Source organism: Ensifer sp. Root1252 (assembly GCF_001425885.1).
GTDB lineage: Bacteria > Pseudomonadota > Alphaproteobacteria > Rhizobiales > Rhizobiaceae > Ensifer > Ensifer canadensis.
The window spans coordinates 28,837-45,022 of sequence record NZ_LMDT01000001.1 but is presented as its reverse complement, the minus strand read 5'-3'; the positions used below and the strand labels follow the sequence as shown (position 1 = coordinate 45,022).

Annotated in this window: 16 protein-coding genes; 11 read left to right on the top strand and 5 right to left on the bottom strand. The window is 62.7% G+C overall.

The features are described 5' to 3' along the window. Nucleotides 1-23 precede the first annotated feature (23 nt). Nucleotides 24-551 carry a glycosyl transferase gene (locus ASD02_RS00195; RefSeq protein WP_025426105.1) on the top strand — a complete coding sequence of 176 codons (528 nt, stop codon included), beginning with the start codon at nt 24-26 and terminating at the stop codon, nt 549-551. Nucleotides 552-859: 308 nt separating this feature from the next. On the opposite strand, the gene moaB is transcribed toward ASD02_RS00195, so the two are convergent. From moaB to ASD02_RS00175, 4 genes are all read right to left on the bottom strand, one after another. Beyond that, nucleotides 860-1,402 (bottom strand): molybdenum cofactor biosynthesis protein B, encoded by a 543-nt coding sequence (gene moaB, locus ASD02_RS00190; protein ID WP_025426106.1) that lies wholly within the window; start codon nt 1,400-1,402, stop codon nt 860-862. A gap of 1 nt (nt 1,403) precedes the next feature. Then, entirely contained in the window at nt 1,404-2,315 is a 912-nt protein-coding gene (locus ASD02_RS00185) for a 4-(cytidine 5'-diphospho)-2-C-methyl-D-erythritol kinase (protein WP_025426107.1), read from the bottom strand. A gap of 7 nt (nt 2,316-2,322) precedes the next feature. Then, complete coding sequence (locus tag ASD02_RS00180; RefSeq protein ID WP_025426108.1) at nt 2,323-4,155, bottom strand: tetratricopeptide repeat protein; 1,833 nt, start codon at nt 4,153-4,155, stop codon at nt 2,323-2,325. A 164-nt stretch (nt 4,156-4,319) separates the two neighbouring features. After that, complete coding sequence (locus ASD02_RS00175) at nt 4,320-5,336, bottom strand: polyprenyl synthetase family protein (protein WP_025426109.1); 1,017 nt, start codon at nt 5,334-5,336, stop codon at nt 4,320-4,322. A 108-nt stretch (nt 5,337-5,444) separates the two neighbouring features. Here ASD02_RS00175 and ASD02_RS00170 point away from each other — a divergent pair, with 108 nt between their 5' ends. The 6 genes from ASD02_RS00170 (at nt 5,445) to ASD02_RS00145 (ending at nt 9,410) form a co-directional block, all read left to right on the top strand. Then, nucleotides 5,445-5,666 carry a DUF2007 domain-containing protein gene (locus ASD02_RS00170; protein WP_025426110.1) on the top strand — a complete coding sequence of 74 codons (222 nt, stop codon included), beginning with the start codon at nt 5,445-5,447 and terminating at the stop codon, nt 5,664-5,666. A gap of 52 nt (nt 5,667-5,718) precedes the next feature. Further along, nucleotides 5,719-6,495 (top strand): methyltransferase, encoded by a 777-nt coding sequence (locus tag ASD02_RS00165; RefSeq protein WP_025426111.1) that lies wholly within the window; start codon nt 5,719-5,721, stop codon nt 6,493-6,495. 76 nt (nt 6,496-6,571) lie between these two features. Further along, entirely contained in the window at nt 6,572-7,438 is an 867-nt protein-coding gene (locus ASD02_RS00160; RefSeq protein WP_025426112.1) for a S49 family peptidase, read from the top strand. 141 nt (nt 7,439-7,579) lie between these two features. Further along, the gene (locus ASD02_RS00155; protein ID WP_025426113.1) at nt 7,580-7,771 is read left to right on the top strand and encodes a membrane protein; all 192 of its coding nucleotides are present in this window, start codon (nt 7,580-7,582) and stop codon (nt 7,769-7,771) included. Nucleotides 7,772-7,881: 110 nt separating this feature from the next. Beyond that, nucleotides 7,882-8,844, top strand: a complete 963-nt coding sequence (locus tag ASD02_RS00150; RefSeq protein WP_025426114.1) for a glycine--tRNA ligase subunit alpha — start codon at nt 7,882-7,884, stop codon at nt 8,842-8,844. Continuing rightward, nucleotides 8,841-9,410, top strand: coding sequence for an AAA family ATPase (locus ASD02_RS00145; protein WP_025426115.1), 570 nt, complete (start codon nt 8,841-8,843; stop codon nt 9,408-9,410). Before ASD02_RS00150 ends, ASD02_RS00145 begins: the two co-directional genes overlap by 4 nt. Before the next feature lie 87 nt (nt 9,411-9,497). Here the strand turns inward: ASD02_RS00145 and ASD02_RS00140 are convergent, their stop codons facing one another. Continuing rightward, nucleotides 9,498-9,695 carry a hypothetical protein gene (locus tag ASD02_RS00140; protein WP_025426116.1) on the bottom strand — a complete coding sequence of 66 codons (198 nt, stop codon included), beginning with the start codon at nt 9,693-9,695 and terminating at the stop codon, nt 9,498-9,500. A gap of 248 nt (nt 9,696-9,943) precedes the next feature. On the opposite strand from ASD02_RS00140, the gene ASD02_RS00135 reads away from it, so the two are divergent. From ASD02_RS00135 to glyS, 4 genes are all read left to right on the top strand, one after another. Continuing rightward, nucleotides 9,944-10,492 carry a LemA family protein gene (locus ASD02_RS00135; RefSeq protein WP_025426117.1) on the top strand — a complete coding sequence of 183 codons (549 nt, stop codon included), beginning with the start codon at nt 9,944-9,946 and terminating at the stop codon, nt 10,490-10,492. Between the two features lie 93 nt (nt 10,493-10,585). Then, a complete protein-coding gene (aroA, locus tag ASD02_RS00130) occupies nt 10,586-11,854 on the top strand; it encodes a 3-phosphoshikimate 1-carboxyvinyltransferase (protein ID WP_057221876.1) in 1,269 nt (422 codons plus the stop codon). 108 nt (nt 11,855-11,962) lie between these two features. Beyond that, complete coding sequence (locus ASD02_RS00125) at nt 11,963-13,903, top strand: DUF2207 domain-containing protein (protein ID WP_025426119.1); 1,941 nt, start codon at nt 11,963-11,965, stop codon at nt 13,901-13,903. 113 nt (nt 13,904-14,016) lie between these two features. Further along, entirely contained in the window at nt 14,017-16,182 is a 2,166-nt protein-coding gene (gene glyS / locus ASD02_RS00120) for a glycine--tRNA ligase subunit beta (RefSeq protein WP_025426120.1), read from the top strand. Nucleotides 16,183-16,186: the final 4 nt, after the last annotated feature.

Genomic DNA, 16,186 nt, shown 5'->3' with positions numbered 1-16,186 from the left:
GCTGCAATGCGGTAGGAACAGCTATGCTGACGATCATCATGGAAACACGTGACAACGAGGCGGAACTGGCACAGACGCTGTCCGTGCTCGTGGCAGGCGCCGTCGAAGGTTTGGTCAGCGATGTCATCATCCTCGATCATGGCTCGAAGGACGGGTCGGTGCGCGTGGCAGATGCCGCCGGCTGCCGTTTCTGCGTCGATTGGGATCTGGGCGAAATCGTGCGCTCCGCGCGCGGCGAGTGGCTGATGCTGCTTGAGCCCGGTGCTCGGCCGATAGGGCGCTGGGTGGATGAGCTCGTCGAGTATGTGTCGCTTCACAAGGGGCCGGCCCGTTTCTCGCCATCGCGAATGCACCGCAAGCCGTTGCTGCATCGTCTCGCGCGGCGCGTAAAGCCGCTGGAGGCGGGCTTCCTCGTGCACAAGCGCGACGCCTTGGCGATCGCGCGCGGGAAGATGCCGCTGGGCGAAATGACGAATATCCGCGCCGTTCGAAAGCTTGCGACGGAGCTTGTCCCCGCCTGGGTCGCCGTTGACAGCAGGCAGAGCGCCTAGAGTAAATTCGCTCCAACAAAAAAGGTGCCTGTCCTGCGGACGGCACCTCCAAGCGGCTACCAAATTTCCTTGCTAGCAAAGTCTTGTCCGAGCGACCGGGCGAGCCGCGCGTCGTATGTTTTTGTTCCCATCGCTTGGGGGGACATCGGCGATGGGCCGTCTTTGCTCCGGTCGAAGGATTTGCTCGGATCTCGTTGCGATCCCTCAATGCGAGCTGACGTTGGAAGCTGTAGCAGGCGGTTGCGGGTTTCGCAGTTCCCCAGGGAACAGGCTTGTCTCGCGGCACAATTGGGTCGCCGATTGAGGCGTCAGCCCCGTTTCAGATGCTCGTCGAGCCGCGGCATGATCTCGACGAAGTTGCACGGCATGTGCCGGTAGTCGAGTTGTTGCTTGAGAATGCCGTCCCAGGCATCCTTGCAGGCCCCGGGGGACCCCGGCAGGACGAAGATGAAGGTGGCGTTGGCGACACCGCCTGTCGCGCGCGACTGAATCGTCGAGGTGCCGATCTTCTCGTAGGAAATCCGGTGAAAAACTTCGGAGAAGCCATCCATGCGTTTCTCGAACAGCGGTTCGAGCGCCTCCGGCGTGACGTCGCGGCCGGTGAAGCCTGTTCCGCCGGTGGTGATCACCACGTCGATTGTCTCGTCGAGCGTCCAGGCCTCCACCTGATCGCGGATCCTTTGCCGATCGTCCGGCACGATTGCGCGTGCCTCCAGACGATGACCGGCGTCGCGCACCCGCGCCTCAAGCGTGTCGCCGGATTTGTCGTCGGCCAGCGTGCGCGTGTCGGACACTGTCAGTATGGCGATGCCGACGGGGACGAAAGGGCGATTGTCATTGATCCCGGCCATTCTATTTCCCTCTGCCCACGGTTCTGCCGGCGAGAACGTACCATTCAGGATGGGCGGCAGAAAGAGTGTAGGCGGCGCGCTGCGCGCTTTCGTCGCTGTCGAACAGGCCGAAGCAGGTGGCGCCTGAACCGGACATCCGCACCAGCGCGGCTCCGGTTGTTGCCAGCGCGCCGGAGACGTCGGCGATTACCGGCTGCAGCCGGCGCGCCGGCGGCTCCAGGTCGTTGCGCATCGCCGCCATGGCCGAAAGCCAGGCCGCAGGGGAGCCGAGGCCATCCGGGATCACAAGCGGTGGGTTGTTCTTCTTTTCCAGCGTCCGGAAGATCACCGGCGTCGAGACCGCGACCAGAGGATTGACCAGCACGATCGGGAAGGAGGGAAGCTCAATGGCAGGGGTGATCTCTTCGCCGATGCCACTGGCAATAAGCGACCTGCCGTCTAGGCACATTGGCACGTCGGCGCCGAGTTTCAGCGCCAAGGCGGCGAGCAACGCCGGTTCGATGCCGGTCTTCCAGAGGTCGAGAAGGCCGCGAAGCGTTGCGGCCGCATCGGCGGACCCGCCGCCGATGCCCGAGGCGATGGGCAGGTTCTTTTCGAGATGAATGTGGACCGGGCCGGTGTCGACGCCCTGCGATGCCAGAGCCTGGCGCAGCAGGTCCCGCGCCTTGAGCACGAGATTGCCATCCTGGTCGTCACCCGTCGTCGACAATTCGGCGGCGAATGGCCCGGACAGAGTGAAACGGTCCTGCTCCGACGGAGTCAGGCCGATCCGGTCGCCGCGATCGGCAAAGGTGACGAGACTTTCGAGAAGATGGTGGCCGTCGGCCCGTTGGCCGACGACATGCAGTGCCAGGTTGATCTTGGCGGGCGCCGCCCGTGTCAGCGCGAAGCCCGCAATCTCGCCTTGAAGCATGCTGTGATCAGGACTTCTTGTCCGGCGCAGGCGCCTCCGGGGTGACCTTCTTCGGCGCTGTTTCCTTGGCGTCGGCAGAGGCCGGAACCACTTCCTTAAGCGCCGGCAGGCCGTTTTCGATCTTGGCCTTGATCTTCGGGATCTCTTCCTCTTCGGGCTTCAGCTCAAGCGTCTGGGTCCATTGGAACACGGCTTCCAGCTTGCGGCCGACGCGCCAATAGGCATCGCCGAGATGGTCGTTGATGGTCGGGTCGCCGGCCATCAGCTCGGCTGCCTTTTCAAGCTCGACCACCGCATCGTCGAAGCGGTTCATGCGGAAATAGGCCCAGCCGAGCGAATCGACGATGTAGCCGTCGTCCGGCTTCAACTCGACCGCCTTGCGGATCATGTCGAGCCCTTGTTCCAGATTGATGTTCATGTCGACCCAGGAATAGCCGAGATAATTCAGCACCTGCGGCTGATCCGGGTTGAGTTCCAGGGCCTTGCGGAAGCTCGGCTCGGCCTTGTCCCAGAGTTTCTGGCGCTCATAGGCGATGCCGCGCTGGAAGAACACGGTCCAGTCGCTGCGCTTCGGCACAGGGCCGATCGCGTCGACGGCGCGGTCGTAAAGCTCGCCCATCTCCTTGTAGTCCTTGGCATCGGAAAGCACGCTGCCATAGGCGAGATAGTTGCGGATATTCTTCGGGTCGACGTCGATCAGCGCCTTCAAGTGCTTCTTGGCTTCATCCACCTTGCCGATGCTGGCAAGGCTGAGGCCAAGCTGCAGCTCGGACAGGCGGCGCATCGGCGAAGCCTCGGGCACGCTCTGGTAAAGCTCGATCGCTTCCTTCGGCTTTTTCAGGTTCTCGGCGATGCCGGCAAGCATCACGAGAATGTCGGCGCTGTCAGGGTCGAGACGACGCGCCGTCTGCAGATAGAGCGAGACGATGTCTTCGGCGCCTTCACGGTTGAGCGCGCCGCCGATGGAAAACAGCACGGCTGCCGCACCCTGCGATGCGTTCTTAACCTGCTGCTCCTGGGGTAGGCCGGTCTCGATGTTTTTCCGAAGTGCCTCGAGCGGGGTGTAGTTGTTGACCATGTTCTCGCCGACGGCGACCGTGTCGAGCGCCTTCTGTTTGTTGCCTTCGCGCGCCTCGAAGCGCGCCAATGCCTCGACCGCCCGCATGAACGTGTCAGGCGCAGCACTGCCGCCTTCGCGATCGAGGATCGCGTCGTTGAGCTTGGCGCGAGCGGTGGCCTTGTCACCGGAAGCGATGGCGATCGCGCCGGCATGATAATTCTTGAATACGCGGAACCAGTCCGGTCCTTCGAGACCGTTGACCTGCGCCAGCGCCTCTTTGGGCTTGCCCTGGCCGAATTTGGCCCAGGCCGAAAGCAGGCCGTTCATCAGCCGGTCGAGGTCGTTCGGGCCCTCATAGTTCAAGAGCTTCTGCGCGTTGCGGTATTCGCGCTTGCGGATCGCCTCGATCGCACGGATGACGGTGGTGATGCGCTCGACAGCGGGATCGGATTTCAACTGCTCGGCGATCTTGGCGCCATCGTCGAACTTGCCGGCCATCAGCAGGGTGATCATCAGCCGCTGCTTGACTTCGTTGTTGTTCGGCTCGAACTGCAGGGCGATGCGGTAAAGCTCGTTGGCTGCGGCAAAGTCACGGTCCGTGTCGGCCGTGCGGGCAGCCAGGAACGCACCTGCAAAGGTGTTGACGGACGTGATGTCGAAAGGCTCGGTCTCTTCGACGGCGGCCTTTTCCTCGGCGAAAGCCTGGTAGCTGCCGCTGACCGAGGCAAGAGCCATCAGTGCAGCGCCGCTGAGAAGGCGGAGGATCGTCTTTTGCCGCATGTCAAACCTTTCATTGCCGATCTCTCGGCCTTGCGCACGACTGAGGGTTGTTTTGGAATCAGCCACGTGTTGCCTGGCACAACTCTTGAGGAACAGAATGGCTTTTTTGGCGCAACGCGGCAAGAAATTCCTCTTGGATGTCCAGGTTCGGCCGGGCGCGCGCGTCAGCTGACCCGGTCGATGCAGAAGTCGATGACCTCGACCAGCGCCGATTTCCACGGCGAAACCGGGAGCGGTGCCAAGGCATCGCGCGCGATCGTGCCATAGTGCTGGGCACGGGCGATGGTATCGCTTAGGCCCCCATATCGCTTGATCAGGCCGAGCGCCTTTTCAAGGTTGGCATCGCTGCTGTCGCCGCCTTCGATCGCCTGACGCCAGAAGGCGCGGTCCTCCGGTGTGCCGCGACGATAGGACAGGATCACCGGAAGGGTGATCTTGCCTTCGCGGAAATCGTCGCCGACATTCTTGCCGAGATCGCTGGCAGAACCGCCATAGTCGAGCACGTCGTCGACGAGCTGGAAGGCGAGGCCGAGATTCATGCCGTAGGATTTGAGCGCATTGCGGTCGGATTTGCTGGTCTGGGCGACGATCGGCCCGACTTCTGCGGCCGCGGCGAACAGCGCTGCGGTCTTGGCGCGGATGACCTGGAGATAGTCGTCCTCGGTCGTCTCCATGTTCTTGGCGACGGAAAGCTGCAGCACCTCGCCCTCGGCGATCACCGACGCAGCGGTCGACAGCACGTCGAGCGCATCGAGCGAGCCGACATCGACCATCATGCGGAAGGCCTGGCCGAGCAGGAAGTCGCCGACGAGCACGCTTGCCTGGTTGCCCCAGATCGTCCGAGCGGTGGATTTGCCGCGGCGCAGGTCGCTTTCGTCCACGACATCGTCATGCAGCAGCGTTGCCGTATGCATGAACTCGACGCTGGTGGCGAGCTTGACGTGAGCGTCGCCCTCGTAACCGAACATCGCGGCGGAGGCGAGCGTCAGCATCGGTCGCAGGCGCTTTCCACCGGAGGAAATCAGGTGGTTGGCGACCTCAGGAATCATCTGGACGTCGGACCCGGCCCTCGACAGGATGAGCTGGTTGACGCGTTCCATGTCGGGAGACGTCAAGTCAACGAGCGGTTTCACGGACGCCAGTTTGTTTTTGCTGTCTTCCAGCGGTATCACTACGCCCAACACCGGGACTCCTGTTTTCATTGTCGCTTTCGACAATAGGAAGGGGGGGCACGTGCGGCAAGAGGCGAATTGTCCCGCTTGCTGAAATAGGACAGGAAAAACCGCTGGATGAAGGAATTGATCCGCACCAACGACGTCGTTCTGCTCTCTTTTGCCGAGAGCTTGATGAAGGACGCCGGTATCAACAGCCTGATCGCCGATCAGGGCATGAGCATTCTGGAGGGATCGCTGGGCCTGCTGCCGCGCCGTTTCCTCGTGCCGGACGACGATGCCGATGCCGCGCGCCGCATCCTCGTCGAAGCGGGGTTGGAAGCGGAGTTGCGGGCATGATCAGCGGTTCGTCGGCGCCTATGTGTGACGATCGGCCATGAGCGAAGGACCTATGACGCTTGTCGAGTCTGAGACGGTCGATGCTTTCCACCGCGGCAGGTTCCATGTCGTGCAGCCGCTGGGGCAGGGACATCGCTCCGGCATGGATGCGATGTTGCTCGCTTCGCTGGTTGCTTCTGACCGCGCCTGCCGTGTGGCCGACCTTGGCGCCGGAGCGGGTGCGGCCGGCATGGCGGTCGCCTCGCGGCTCGATCTGGCCGAGGTCGTGCTGGTGGAGCGTTCGCCGACCATGGCGGCGTTTGCACGCCGAAGCCTCGCGCTTCCCGAAAACGGGCGTTTCGCCGAGCGGGTGTCGGTGATCGAGGCGGACGTTGCGCTTACCGGCAGGGCGCGCCGTGCCGCCGGCTTGCCCGACGATGCCTTCGATCACGTGATCATGAACCCCCCTTTCAACGATGCTTCCGACCGCCGCACGCCGGACAGCCTCAAGGCAGAGGCGCATGCGATGAGCGACGGCCTGTTCGAGATCTGGATCAAGACGGCGGGTGCGATCATGAAGCCGGGCGGACAATTGTCGCTGATCGCCCGGCCGGAATCGATCGCGGATATCATTGCCGCCTGTGGCCGCCGCTTCGGCGGTATCGAGATTACGCCGCTGCATCCGCGCACCGGCGAGAATGCCGTGCGCATCCTCGTGACCGCGATCAAGCAGAGCCGCAAGCGGCTGGTGCTGCGAGCGCCGCTGATGGTGCACGAGGAGGGCGCCCATCGCTTTGCCGGCGATGTCGACGATCTCAACAACGGACGCGCTGCCTATCGGCGCCGTTGATTTACCGTATCCGGCATTGCGTTTGGACGACCAGTGCATACATGCAGGAACAAGTGTTCGTATTGCAGGAGTTGAAATGGCCGGGTTCTTCAAAAGGCTGATGCCGAGGCGTTTTCGGCGGGATGGCATTGCCATCCCCGTCGTGCGGCTTCACGGCGCAATCATGGCCGGTGGTGGCCAGTTTCGTCCGGCACTCAATCTGGCCTCAGTCGCGCCGCTGCTGGAGAAGGCCTTCGCGGTGAAGGAGGCTCCGGCCGTTGCGATTTCGATCAACTCTCCCGGCGGTTCGCCGGTGCAGTCGCGACTGATCTACCAGCGCATCCGCGATCTCGCCCAGGAAAAGAAGAAGCGCGTGCTCGTCTTCGTCGAGGACGTGGCCGCTTCCGGCGGTTACATGATCGCGCTTGCCGGCGACGAGATCATCGCCGATCCGACGTCGATCGTCGGTTCCATCGGTGTCGTCTCCGGCGGCTTCGGCTTTCCGGAACTGTTGAAGAAGATCGGTGTCGAGCGGCGCGTCTATACCGCCGGCGAGAACAAGGTCATGCTCGACCCGTTCCAGCCAGAGAAAGAACGCGACATCGAGTTCCTGAAGAGCCTGCAGCTCGATATCCACGACACCTTCATCCAGATGGTGAAGGCCCGCCGCGGACAGCTGCTGGCCGACCATCCCGACGTTTTTTCCGGGCTTTTCTGGACTGGGCGGCGCGGATTGGAACTGGGTCTGATCGACGGCCTCGGCGATCTGCGCGGCGAGGTGAAGAAGCGCTATGGCGAGAAGGCGCGGCTCGAACTGATCCAGCCGGCGCGCAGCCTTTTCGGGCGGCGCCAGACCGGCGCATCGATTGCCGGCGATATCGCTGCACCGATCGCGGCTTCTGCGATGGCGGGTCTTGCCGAAGCAGTAGAGGAAAGGGCATTGTGGGCGCGTTTCGGGCTTTGAGCCGCGACCGGTGCGACGAGCCTACAGCGCCGCGCGTCTTATTAGACGCGCAAATGTCGCTGTAGCACTTTGAATGGCTGCATATTTTTATCCTTAAATCGACTTCGATTTAAGGATAAAAATATGCAGTAGGGAGGAAAGATGCCGCAGCTTATCCTGCTCCTGATCGCAGGCTTCGTTCTATGGATCGGCTACCGCAAGTTCATTGCGGATGCCCAGAAGCTGACGCGTCAGCGCGACCAGACGCGCCGCGAGCAGCAGACCGGCGCGAGCGGAACCCTCGTCAAGGATCCCGAGACCGGCGAATACCGGCTCAAGCGCGAAGACGACTGAGATTTTTCGTGCACCTTTGCGTGCACGGAGAGCCGCCTCAGCGCTTGACCCCTGTCGCCCGGCGTGGCACCTGTCCGGCTCTCATTTCGTGAAGAATTCGGACGTTCCCCATGACCACCGCCTCGCTGCCCGACCACATGAACCCCAAGCGCTCGTTCCAGGCTCTGATCCTGACGCTGCACAACTATTGGGCCGACAAGGGTTGCGCGGTGCTGCAGCCCTACGACATGGAAGTCGGTGCCGGTACGTTTCATCCGGCAACGACGCTGCGTGCGCTCGGTCCCCGTCCGTGGCGCGCAGCCTATGTCCAGCCGTCCCGTCGCCCGACCGACGGCCGCTATGGCGAGAACCCGAACCGTCTTCAGCACTATTATCAATATCAGGTGATCCTGAAGCCGAACCCGTCCAACCTGCAGGAGCTTTATCTTGGCTCGCTGGAGGCGATCGGCCTCGACCCGTTGCTGCACGATATCCGCTTCGTCGAGGACGACTGGGAAAGCCCGACGCTGGGCGCCTGGGGCCTTGGCTGGGAATGCTGGTGCGACGGCATGGAAGTGTCGCAGTTCACCTATTTCCAGCAGGTCTGCGGCATCGAATGCTCTCCGGTTGCTGGTGAACTGACCTACGGTCTCGAGCGTCTGGCGATGTATGTCCAGGGCGTCGACAACGTCTATGATCTGAACTTCAACGGCCGCGAAGGCGACGAGAAGATCAGCTATGGCGACGTGTTCCTGCAGGCGGAGCAGGAATATTCGCGGTACAACTTCGAATACGCCAACACCGCCATGCTGCATCAGCACTTCATCGATGCCGAGGTAGAGTGCCAGGCTCTGCTGGCGGCCGGCGCGCCGGGCAACGGCACAAACAACCACCTGCACAAGTGTGTCTTCCCCGCCTACGACCAGTGCATCAAGGCGAGCCACGTCTTCAACCTGCTCGATGCGCGCGGGGTGATTTCGGTCACCGAGCGGCAAAGCTACATTCTGCGCGTCCGCACATTGGCAAAGGCCTGTGGCGAGGCGTTCCTGCTGACCGATGCCGGCGGCGCGAACCTCAACCGGGACGCCGCTTGATCGCCGAGCCAGCCAGCCTCATCGTTCATATCAATGGCTGGCCGGGCACCGGAAAGCTGACCATCGCACGCCATCTCGCCGATCATCTCGGCGCGAGGCTTGCCGACAACCATACGCTGATCAATCCGGCCGAGGCACTGTTTACCAGGGGCACGCCGCTCTATTGGTCGCTGCGGGCGACGATCAGAACGGCGGTGCTCGACCATGTGCGCCAGGCCGATGCCGGTCAATCCTTCCTCTTCACCGATGCGCTGTCGGATGACGCATTCGACAGCCGGGCGTTCGAAGACTATGTGGCGCTGGCTAGCGAGCGCAGCGCCCGTTTCGTCGCGGTCGTTCTCGACTGTTCGATAGAGGAAAACCTGAAGCGGCTGACGCGCGCCGGCCGCTCCAAGGTCCACAAACTGACCGATCCGCAGGTGCTGATCGATCTCAGAGGCCGGCACGCTCTGTTGAAAGGAAAATGCGACCAGCTCATCGAGCTCGACGTCACCAATCTCGGCGCAGATGAAGCTGCCGACGCGATTGCGACGCGGATAGCTCGAGGCTACTGCATGTTTCCTTAAATCCTATTCGATTTAAGGATAAAAACATGCAGCCATTCAAAGTGCTGCAGCGTCGCGCGTCTAATAAGACGCGCGACGCTGTAGATCTCAGATCGTGTCGCTGGCGTCGACGCTGATCTTCCAGACGGGCTTCAGCGTGGGGTAGGTGCCGGTGTAAACCTGACCGGAGTAGGTCTGCAGCGCCCGGCGGACACCAGTCGGTCTTTCGGCCGAACCGACGCTCGCATAGGCAACGAAGAGCGCCGAAAAGGCGATCACGTTGATGAGGGTTGCGAGCGTTTTCATGGTCTTCACTTCGTATCCGGGGTTGTTCGATGGCGCGACTATCGCCCATCGTCCGGATCCCTGCGGTTCCCGATGGAACAGGAATCGAGGTGTTTTGGTCTGGGGATAGGCCGTAGCGGTGAACAGTGTGTTCAGCGCCTTCGGCTTGCATTTGGGGAGGAGTGCGTTTCTCCGCCCGAATGCTGCAGAAAGGTCTTTGAAGCTGGAAAGCCGGTGCTAATCTCTGCCGAGTTTTTTGGAGGTATCCCATGATTGGTCTGGCCATCGGCGTCGCCGTGATCCTGTATCTCGTTTTCGTCTACAACGGCCTCGTCAAGGCACGGCAGATCGCCGAGGAAGCCTGGTCGGGTATCGACGTGCAGCTCAAGCGACGCGCCGACCTCATCCCCAACCTGATCGAGACGGTTAAAGGATACGCAGCGCACGAGAAGTCGACGCTCGAAGAGGTGATCGCGATGCGCAATCGCGCTCAGGCCGTTCCAGCAGGTGATGTCGAGGGGCGGGCAGCCGCTGAAGGCGCCCTGTCGCAAGCGCTCGGCAAGCTCTTTGCCCTCGCCGAAGCCTATCCGGATCTCAAGGCCAACGAGAACTTCGCGGAACTGCAGCGCTCGCTGGAGACGATCGAGGGCGAGATCCAGATGTCGCGCCGCTACTACAACGGAGCGGCACGCGACTTGAACGTCAAGGTCGAGAGCTTCCCGTCGAACCTCATCGCCAACGCCTTCCGCTTCGTGAAGGCCGGCTATTTCGAGATCGCCAACGAGGCGGATCGCGCGGTGCCGCAAGTCAAATTCTGATCGGGGACGTTACCCGATTACGCCACCTGCTGATAAGAGACACGCCTGCCGAGGCCGACAGCCTCGGCGCTACTTGCATAAAGAGACCCGAGCATGAGTGATACCGTGAAGAAGCTGACCATCCTGCCGACCGACCACCCCCTGCGCGGCCACGTTCGCCCGCCGGGTTCGAAGTCGATCACCAATCGGGCGCTGCTTCTCGCGGGTCTGGCCAAGGGCACGAGCCGGCTGACGGGTGCGCTGAAGAGCGACGACACGCGCTATATGGCCGATGCCTTGCGGGCGATGGGCGTTGAGGTCAGCGAACCGGACGACACGACATTCGTCGTTACCGGAACCGGCCGGCTTGCGTCGCCGTCCGCGCCCCTGTTCCTCGGCAATGCGGGAACTGCGACGCGCTTCCTGACAGCCGCCGCCGCTCTGGTCGACGGCCCGGTTGTCGTCGATGGTGACCAGCACATGCGCAAGCGGCCGATCAAGCCGCTCGTCGACGCGCTTCGCACGCTCGGCGTCGAGGTGACGTCCGAAACCGGATGCCCGCCGGTCACCGTCAATGGCAAGGGCGGCTTTCCCGCCGGACGGATCGAAATCGACGCTGGCCTTTCCAGCCAATACGTATCGGCTCTGCTGATGGCTGCCCCTGGCGCCAAGGGCCCTGTCCGCATCGAGCTTGCCGGCGACGAAATCGGCGCGCGCGGCTACATCGATCTGACGGTTGCGGCGATGCGTGCGTTCGGCGCCGAGGTCGAGCAGTTGAGCCTATCCATCTGGCAGGTCGCGCCGACGGGCTATCGCGCCGCCGACTTCGTGATCGAGCCTGACGCGTCGGCCGCGACCTATCTCTGGGCCGCGGAAGTATTGACCGGAGGGGCCATCGATCTCGGCGTTCCTGCCTCGGTGTTCTCGCAGCCTGACGCACGCGCCCACGCCGTCATTTCCAGCTTCCCGCATCTTCCCGCCGTCATCGACGGATCGCAGATGCAGGACGCGATACCGACGATCGCCGTTCTTGCCGCCTTCAACGAGACGCCCGTGCGCTTCGTCGGGCTCACCAATCTGCGCGTGAAGGAATGCGACCGTGTCCGTGCCTTGTCGCTCGGCCTGACCGCGATCCGTCCGGGGCTTGCCCACGAAGAGGGCGACGATCTCATCGTCTCCTCCGATCCGGCGCTCGCCGGCCAGACATTGCCGGCGTCGATCGACACCTTTGCCGACCATCGCATCGCCATGAGCTTCGCCCTTGCCGGGCTCAAGATCCACGGCATTGCCATCGAGGACCCCGGCTGCGTCGCCAAGACCTATCCTGCCTATTGGGATGCGCTTGCATCGCTTGGCGTTACCTTCACCGGTGATCGTCCTTGATCTCGCGCCTCAAAGCTTTTCCAGGAAGAGTGCGAAGCGGTTTTCCGCCATGAGACGCGAAAAACCATGAAACCGCTCCTCAAGATCGATCGAAAGGTCTGAGACCGCATGACCCGTTTCGTCGCCCTGCTTGGCATCTTCTTCTTCCTGCTGGCGACAGCGGGTGTCGGCCGGGCGGACGAGGTGTTTTCGTCCTATCATTCGGTGATCGATGTCGCCGAGAACGGAACGCTGACGGTCACCGAGACGATCACCGCCAATGTCGAGGGAAACCAGATCCGGCGGGGCATCTTTCGTGACCTGCCGCTGACCTTCACCGATGCCAAGGGCCGCCGCAGCAAGGTGGATTTCAAGCTGCTTTCGGTCGAACGCGACGGCGAGGAGGAGCCCTACCGCACCGAATCGATCTCGGGCGGCATCCGCATCTACACCGGCTCTGCCGAGGTCTTTCTGCCACACGGCGAGCATACGTTCCAGTTCACCTATGAGACCAGCCGGCAGATCCGCTTCTTCGACGATCATGACGAACTCTACTGGAACGTGACCGGCACCGAATGGGCGTTCCCGATCGACGAGGCGAGCGCAACCGTCAATCTGCCGGAAGGGGTGCGGCCCGAGGCACTCGACGTTTTCACCGGCGGTTATGGCGCAACCGGCAAGGACGCGCTGGCGTCGGAGGAAGGCAGCGAAATCTTCTTTGCAACCACCCGGCGGCTCGAGCCGAAGGAGGGTCTGACGATCGCGGTCAAGATGCCGAAGGGCAGCATCGACCAGCCGACCACGAGCCAGGAAAACACCTGGTGGCTGCGCGATCATATGGCGCTTGTCATTGCTGGAGCAGGTCTCGTGGTGGTGGCGCTCTACTATGGCCGCGCCTGGCTGAAGGTGGGCCGGGACCCGGCGCGCGGCGTGATGGTGCCGCGCTGGGACGCGCCTGAGGGCATTTCGCCGGCGCTTGTCAACTATATCGACAACAGGGGCTTTTCCGGCGAGGGGTGGACGGCTCTGTCGGCATCGGCGCTCAGCCTCGCGGTGAAGGGCCATGTCGTCCTTGAAGATCTGAAGAGCGCCATCATCATTGCCGCGACCGGCAAGGGCAGCAGCGAAAAGCTGCCGACCGGCGAGGCGAGCCTGATGAAGGCCGTCAATGCCGCCGGCGGCAAGTTGAAGATCGACAGGGCCAATGGCACGAAGGTGCAGGCGACGGGTGCCGACTTCCGCAATGCCATGGAGCGCGAGCACCGCGGCAAATACTATCTGGCCAACACCGGTTACATCATTGCCGGGGTGCTGCTTTCGGTTCTTGCGATCGCCGCGGTGTTCCTGTTCGGCGATTTGAGCGAGGACAGCATCCCGCTGGTGATCGTCCCCGTCTTCATCGCCTTTTTCGTTTCCATCTTCGCCGTTTCCTTCGGCAAATCCCTGCGGCGCGAAAAGAGCCTGATGAGCCGGATCATGTCGATCGTGGTGATCGCCTTCATCGGCTTCGTCGCCTTCACCATCTTTTCAAGCATCCTTGCGGTCGTCTTCTACTCCGCCTCCGAGACCGACGAGCTGCCGCTGCTGTTTGCGATCGGCGGCATCGTACTTGTCAACGTGCTGTTCTTCTTCCTGATGGGCGCGCCGACGCCGCTCGGTACCCGGATGATGGATGGCATCGACGGCCTCAGGCAATACATGACGCTTGCCGAGAAGGATCGGATGAATATGCAAGGTGCGCCCGAAATGTCGCCCCGGCATTTCGAGACCCTGTTGCCCTATGCCGTTGCGCTTGGGGTGGAAAAGCCGTGGACGCAAACCTTCGATCACTGGCTGCTGGCTGCCGCTGCCGGGCCAGCTGCCACTGCCGCCTACCAGCCTGCCTGGTACCATGGCGATGGCTTCGGATCGAGTTCGTTCGGGGATCGGATCGGCGGCTTTGCCGGCTCGATGGCCGACACCATGACCTCCTCCTTGCCGCCCCCGCCGAAATCCTCGTCGTCGGGCTTTTCCACGGGCGGCGGTTTTTCCGGCGGCGGTGGCGGCGGTGGCGGCGGCGGCGGCTGGTGATCGTACCGCGACCCTCCTGCCTCTAAATCAAATTCATCGTCGGGCTTGGTGACATTTTCGCCAGAGCTTGCTAAGTCGGCGCCAACCGTCCGGAACAGAAAAAGTCATCTCCCATGCCCGATCTTCTTATCGAACTCCGCTCCGAGGAAATTCCTGCCCGCTTGCAGCGCAAGGCGGCCGGCGACCTCAAGAAGCTGCTGACCGATGCGCTGGTGGAAGCGGGTTTGACCTATGAGGGTGCGCGTGAATACTGGACGCCACGCCGGCTGACGCTCGATATCCGCGGCCTCAATGCCCGTTCCGCCGATGTGCGCGAAGACCGCAAGGGTCCGCGTACCGACGCCAACGAAAAGGCGATCGAGGGCTTTCTGCGCGGTGCCGGCCTTTCTTCGATCAGCGAGGCCCATGTCCATAGCGATCCGAAGAAGGGTGATTTTTACGTCGCCCATATCGTCAAGCCGGGCCGTCCGGCCGAAGAGATCGTCGCTGAGGCGATGCCCGAGATCATCCGCAACTTTCCCTGGCCGAAGCCGATGCGCTCCGGGGCTGCCTCGGCCAAGCCGGGCGCTCTGCGCTGGGTCCGTCCGCTGCAGTCGATCGTCTGCACCTTCGGCTCGGAAACCGACGAAACCCATGTGATCCCCTTCGAGGTCGACGGCATCGTCGCCTCCAACGTCACCTACGGCCACCGCTTTCACGCGCCCGAAGCGATCACCGTGCGCCGCTTTGCCGACTATGCCGAGAAGCTGGAGCGGGCGAAGGTCGTGCTCGACGGCGAACGCCGCAAGCAGATGATCTCGGCTGACGCACATAATATCGCCTTTGCCAACGGCCTCGAACTCGTCGAGGACGAAGGCCTGCTCGAGGAGGTTTCCGGCCTCGTCGAATGGCCGCAGGTGCTGATGGGAAGCTTTGAAGAGAGCTATCTCGAAATCCCCTCGGAAATCATCCGCCTGACGATCAAGACCAACCAGAAGTGTTTCGTGACCCGCGCGCCGGGTGCGGAAACGCTCTCCAACAAGTTCATCCTCGTTTCCAACATCGAGGCGAAGGACGGCGGCAAGGAGATCGTTCACGGCAACGGCAAGGTCGTGCGCGCCCGCCTGTCGGACGCCGCCCACTTCTGGCACCGCGACCAGGGCAACCTGCCGGACCTGGAAACATTGAAGCCGTCGGCTGAAAAATTCGACCTCGATCTCCACAAGCCGCTCGACCAGCGCATGGCGAAACTCGATGCGCTGAACGTCACCTTCCATGCCAAGCTCGGCACACAGGGCGAACGTGTTGCCCGCATCCGTGCGCTTGCCGCCGAGCTTGCCAAGGTAACCGGCGCCGACGCCAAGTTGGTCGATCGTGCCGTGGTGCTGGCAAAGGCTGACCTGCGCACCGAAGCCGTCGGCGAGTTCCCCGAACTTCAGGGCATCATGGGTCGCAAATATGCGCTGCTCCAGGGCGAAGACGCTTCCGTCGCAACGGCAATCGAAGATCATTGGAAGCCGAATGGCCCCTCGGACCGCGCGCCGACCGATGCCGTCGCCGTGACCGTGGCGCTGGCCGACAAGCTCGACACGCTCGTCGGTTTCTGGGCGATCGACGAAAAGCCGACCGGCTCCAAGGATCCATACGCCCTGCGCCGCGCCGCGCTCGGCGTTATCCGCCTCATCCTTGAAGGCAAGGCGCGCCTGCCGCTCACGCCGTTCCTCGAGATCGCGCTGACCGCCCTGCGGGCGCAGAAGCCGGCGCTGACGAGCGATGTGTCGGCGGACCTGCTCTCCTTCTTCCACGATCGCCTCAAGGTCTATCTGCGCGATCTCGGCGCCCGTCACGACCTGATCGATGCGGTGCTGACGTCGGATGCGGACGATCTGCTGATGATCGCCCGTCGCGTCGAGGCGCTGACCGCCTTCATCACCGACGAAGAGGGCAAGAACCTGCTCGCCGGCACCAAGCGCGCGACGCAGATCCTCGCAGCCGAAGAGAAAAAAGGTACGGCCGTGGCCGACGCCGTCGACGCTGATCTCTTCCGTCTCGACGCCGAAAAGGCGCTGCACGCTGCGGTTCAGCTGGGCTCGGGCGAGGCACGCGAGGCGATCGTCAAGGAGGACTTCCGCTCCGCCATGCAGGCCCTGTCGAAGCTGCGCGAACCGGTCGACCAGTTCTTCAACGACGTTCTCGTCAATGACGATGACGTGTCGATTCGGGCAAACCGCCTGGCACTGCTCGGTCTCATCCGCTCGGCGACCGGCACGGTTGCCGATTTCTCCAAGATCGCGGGATGACGGG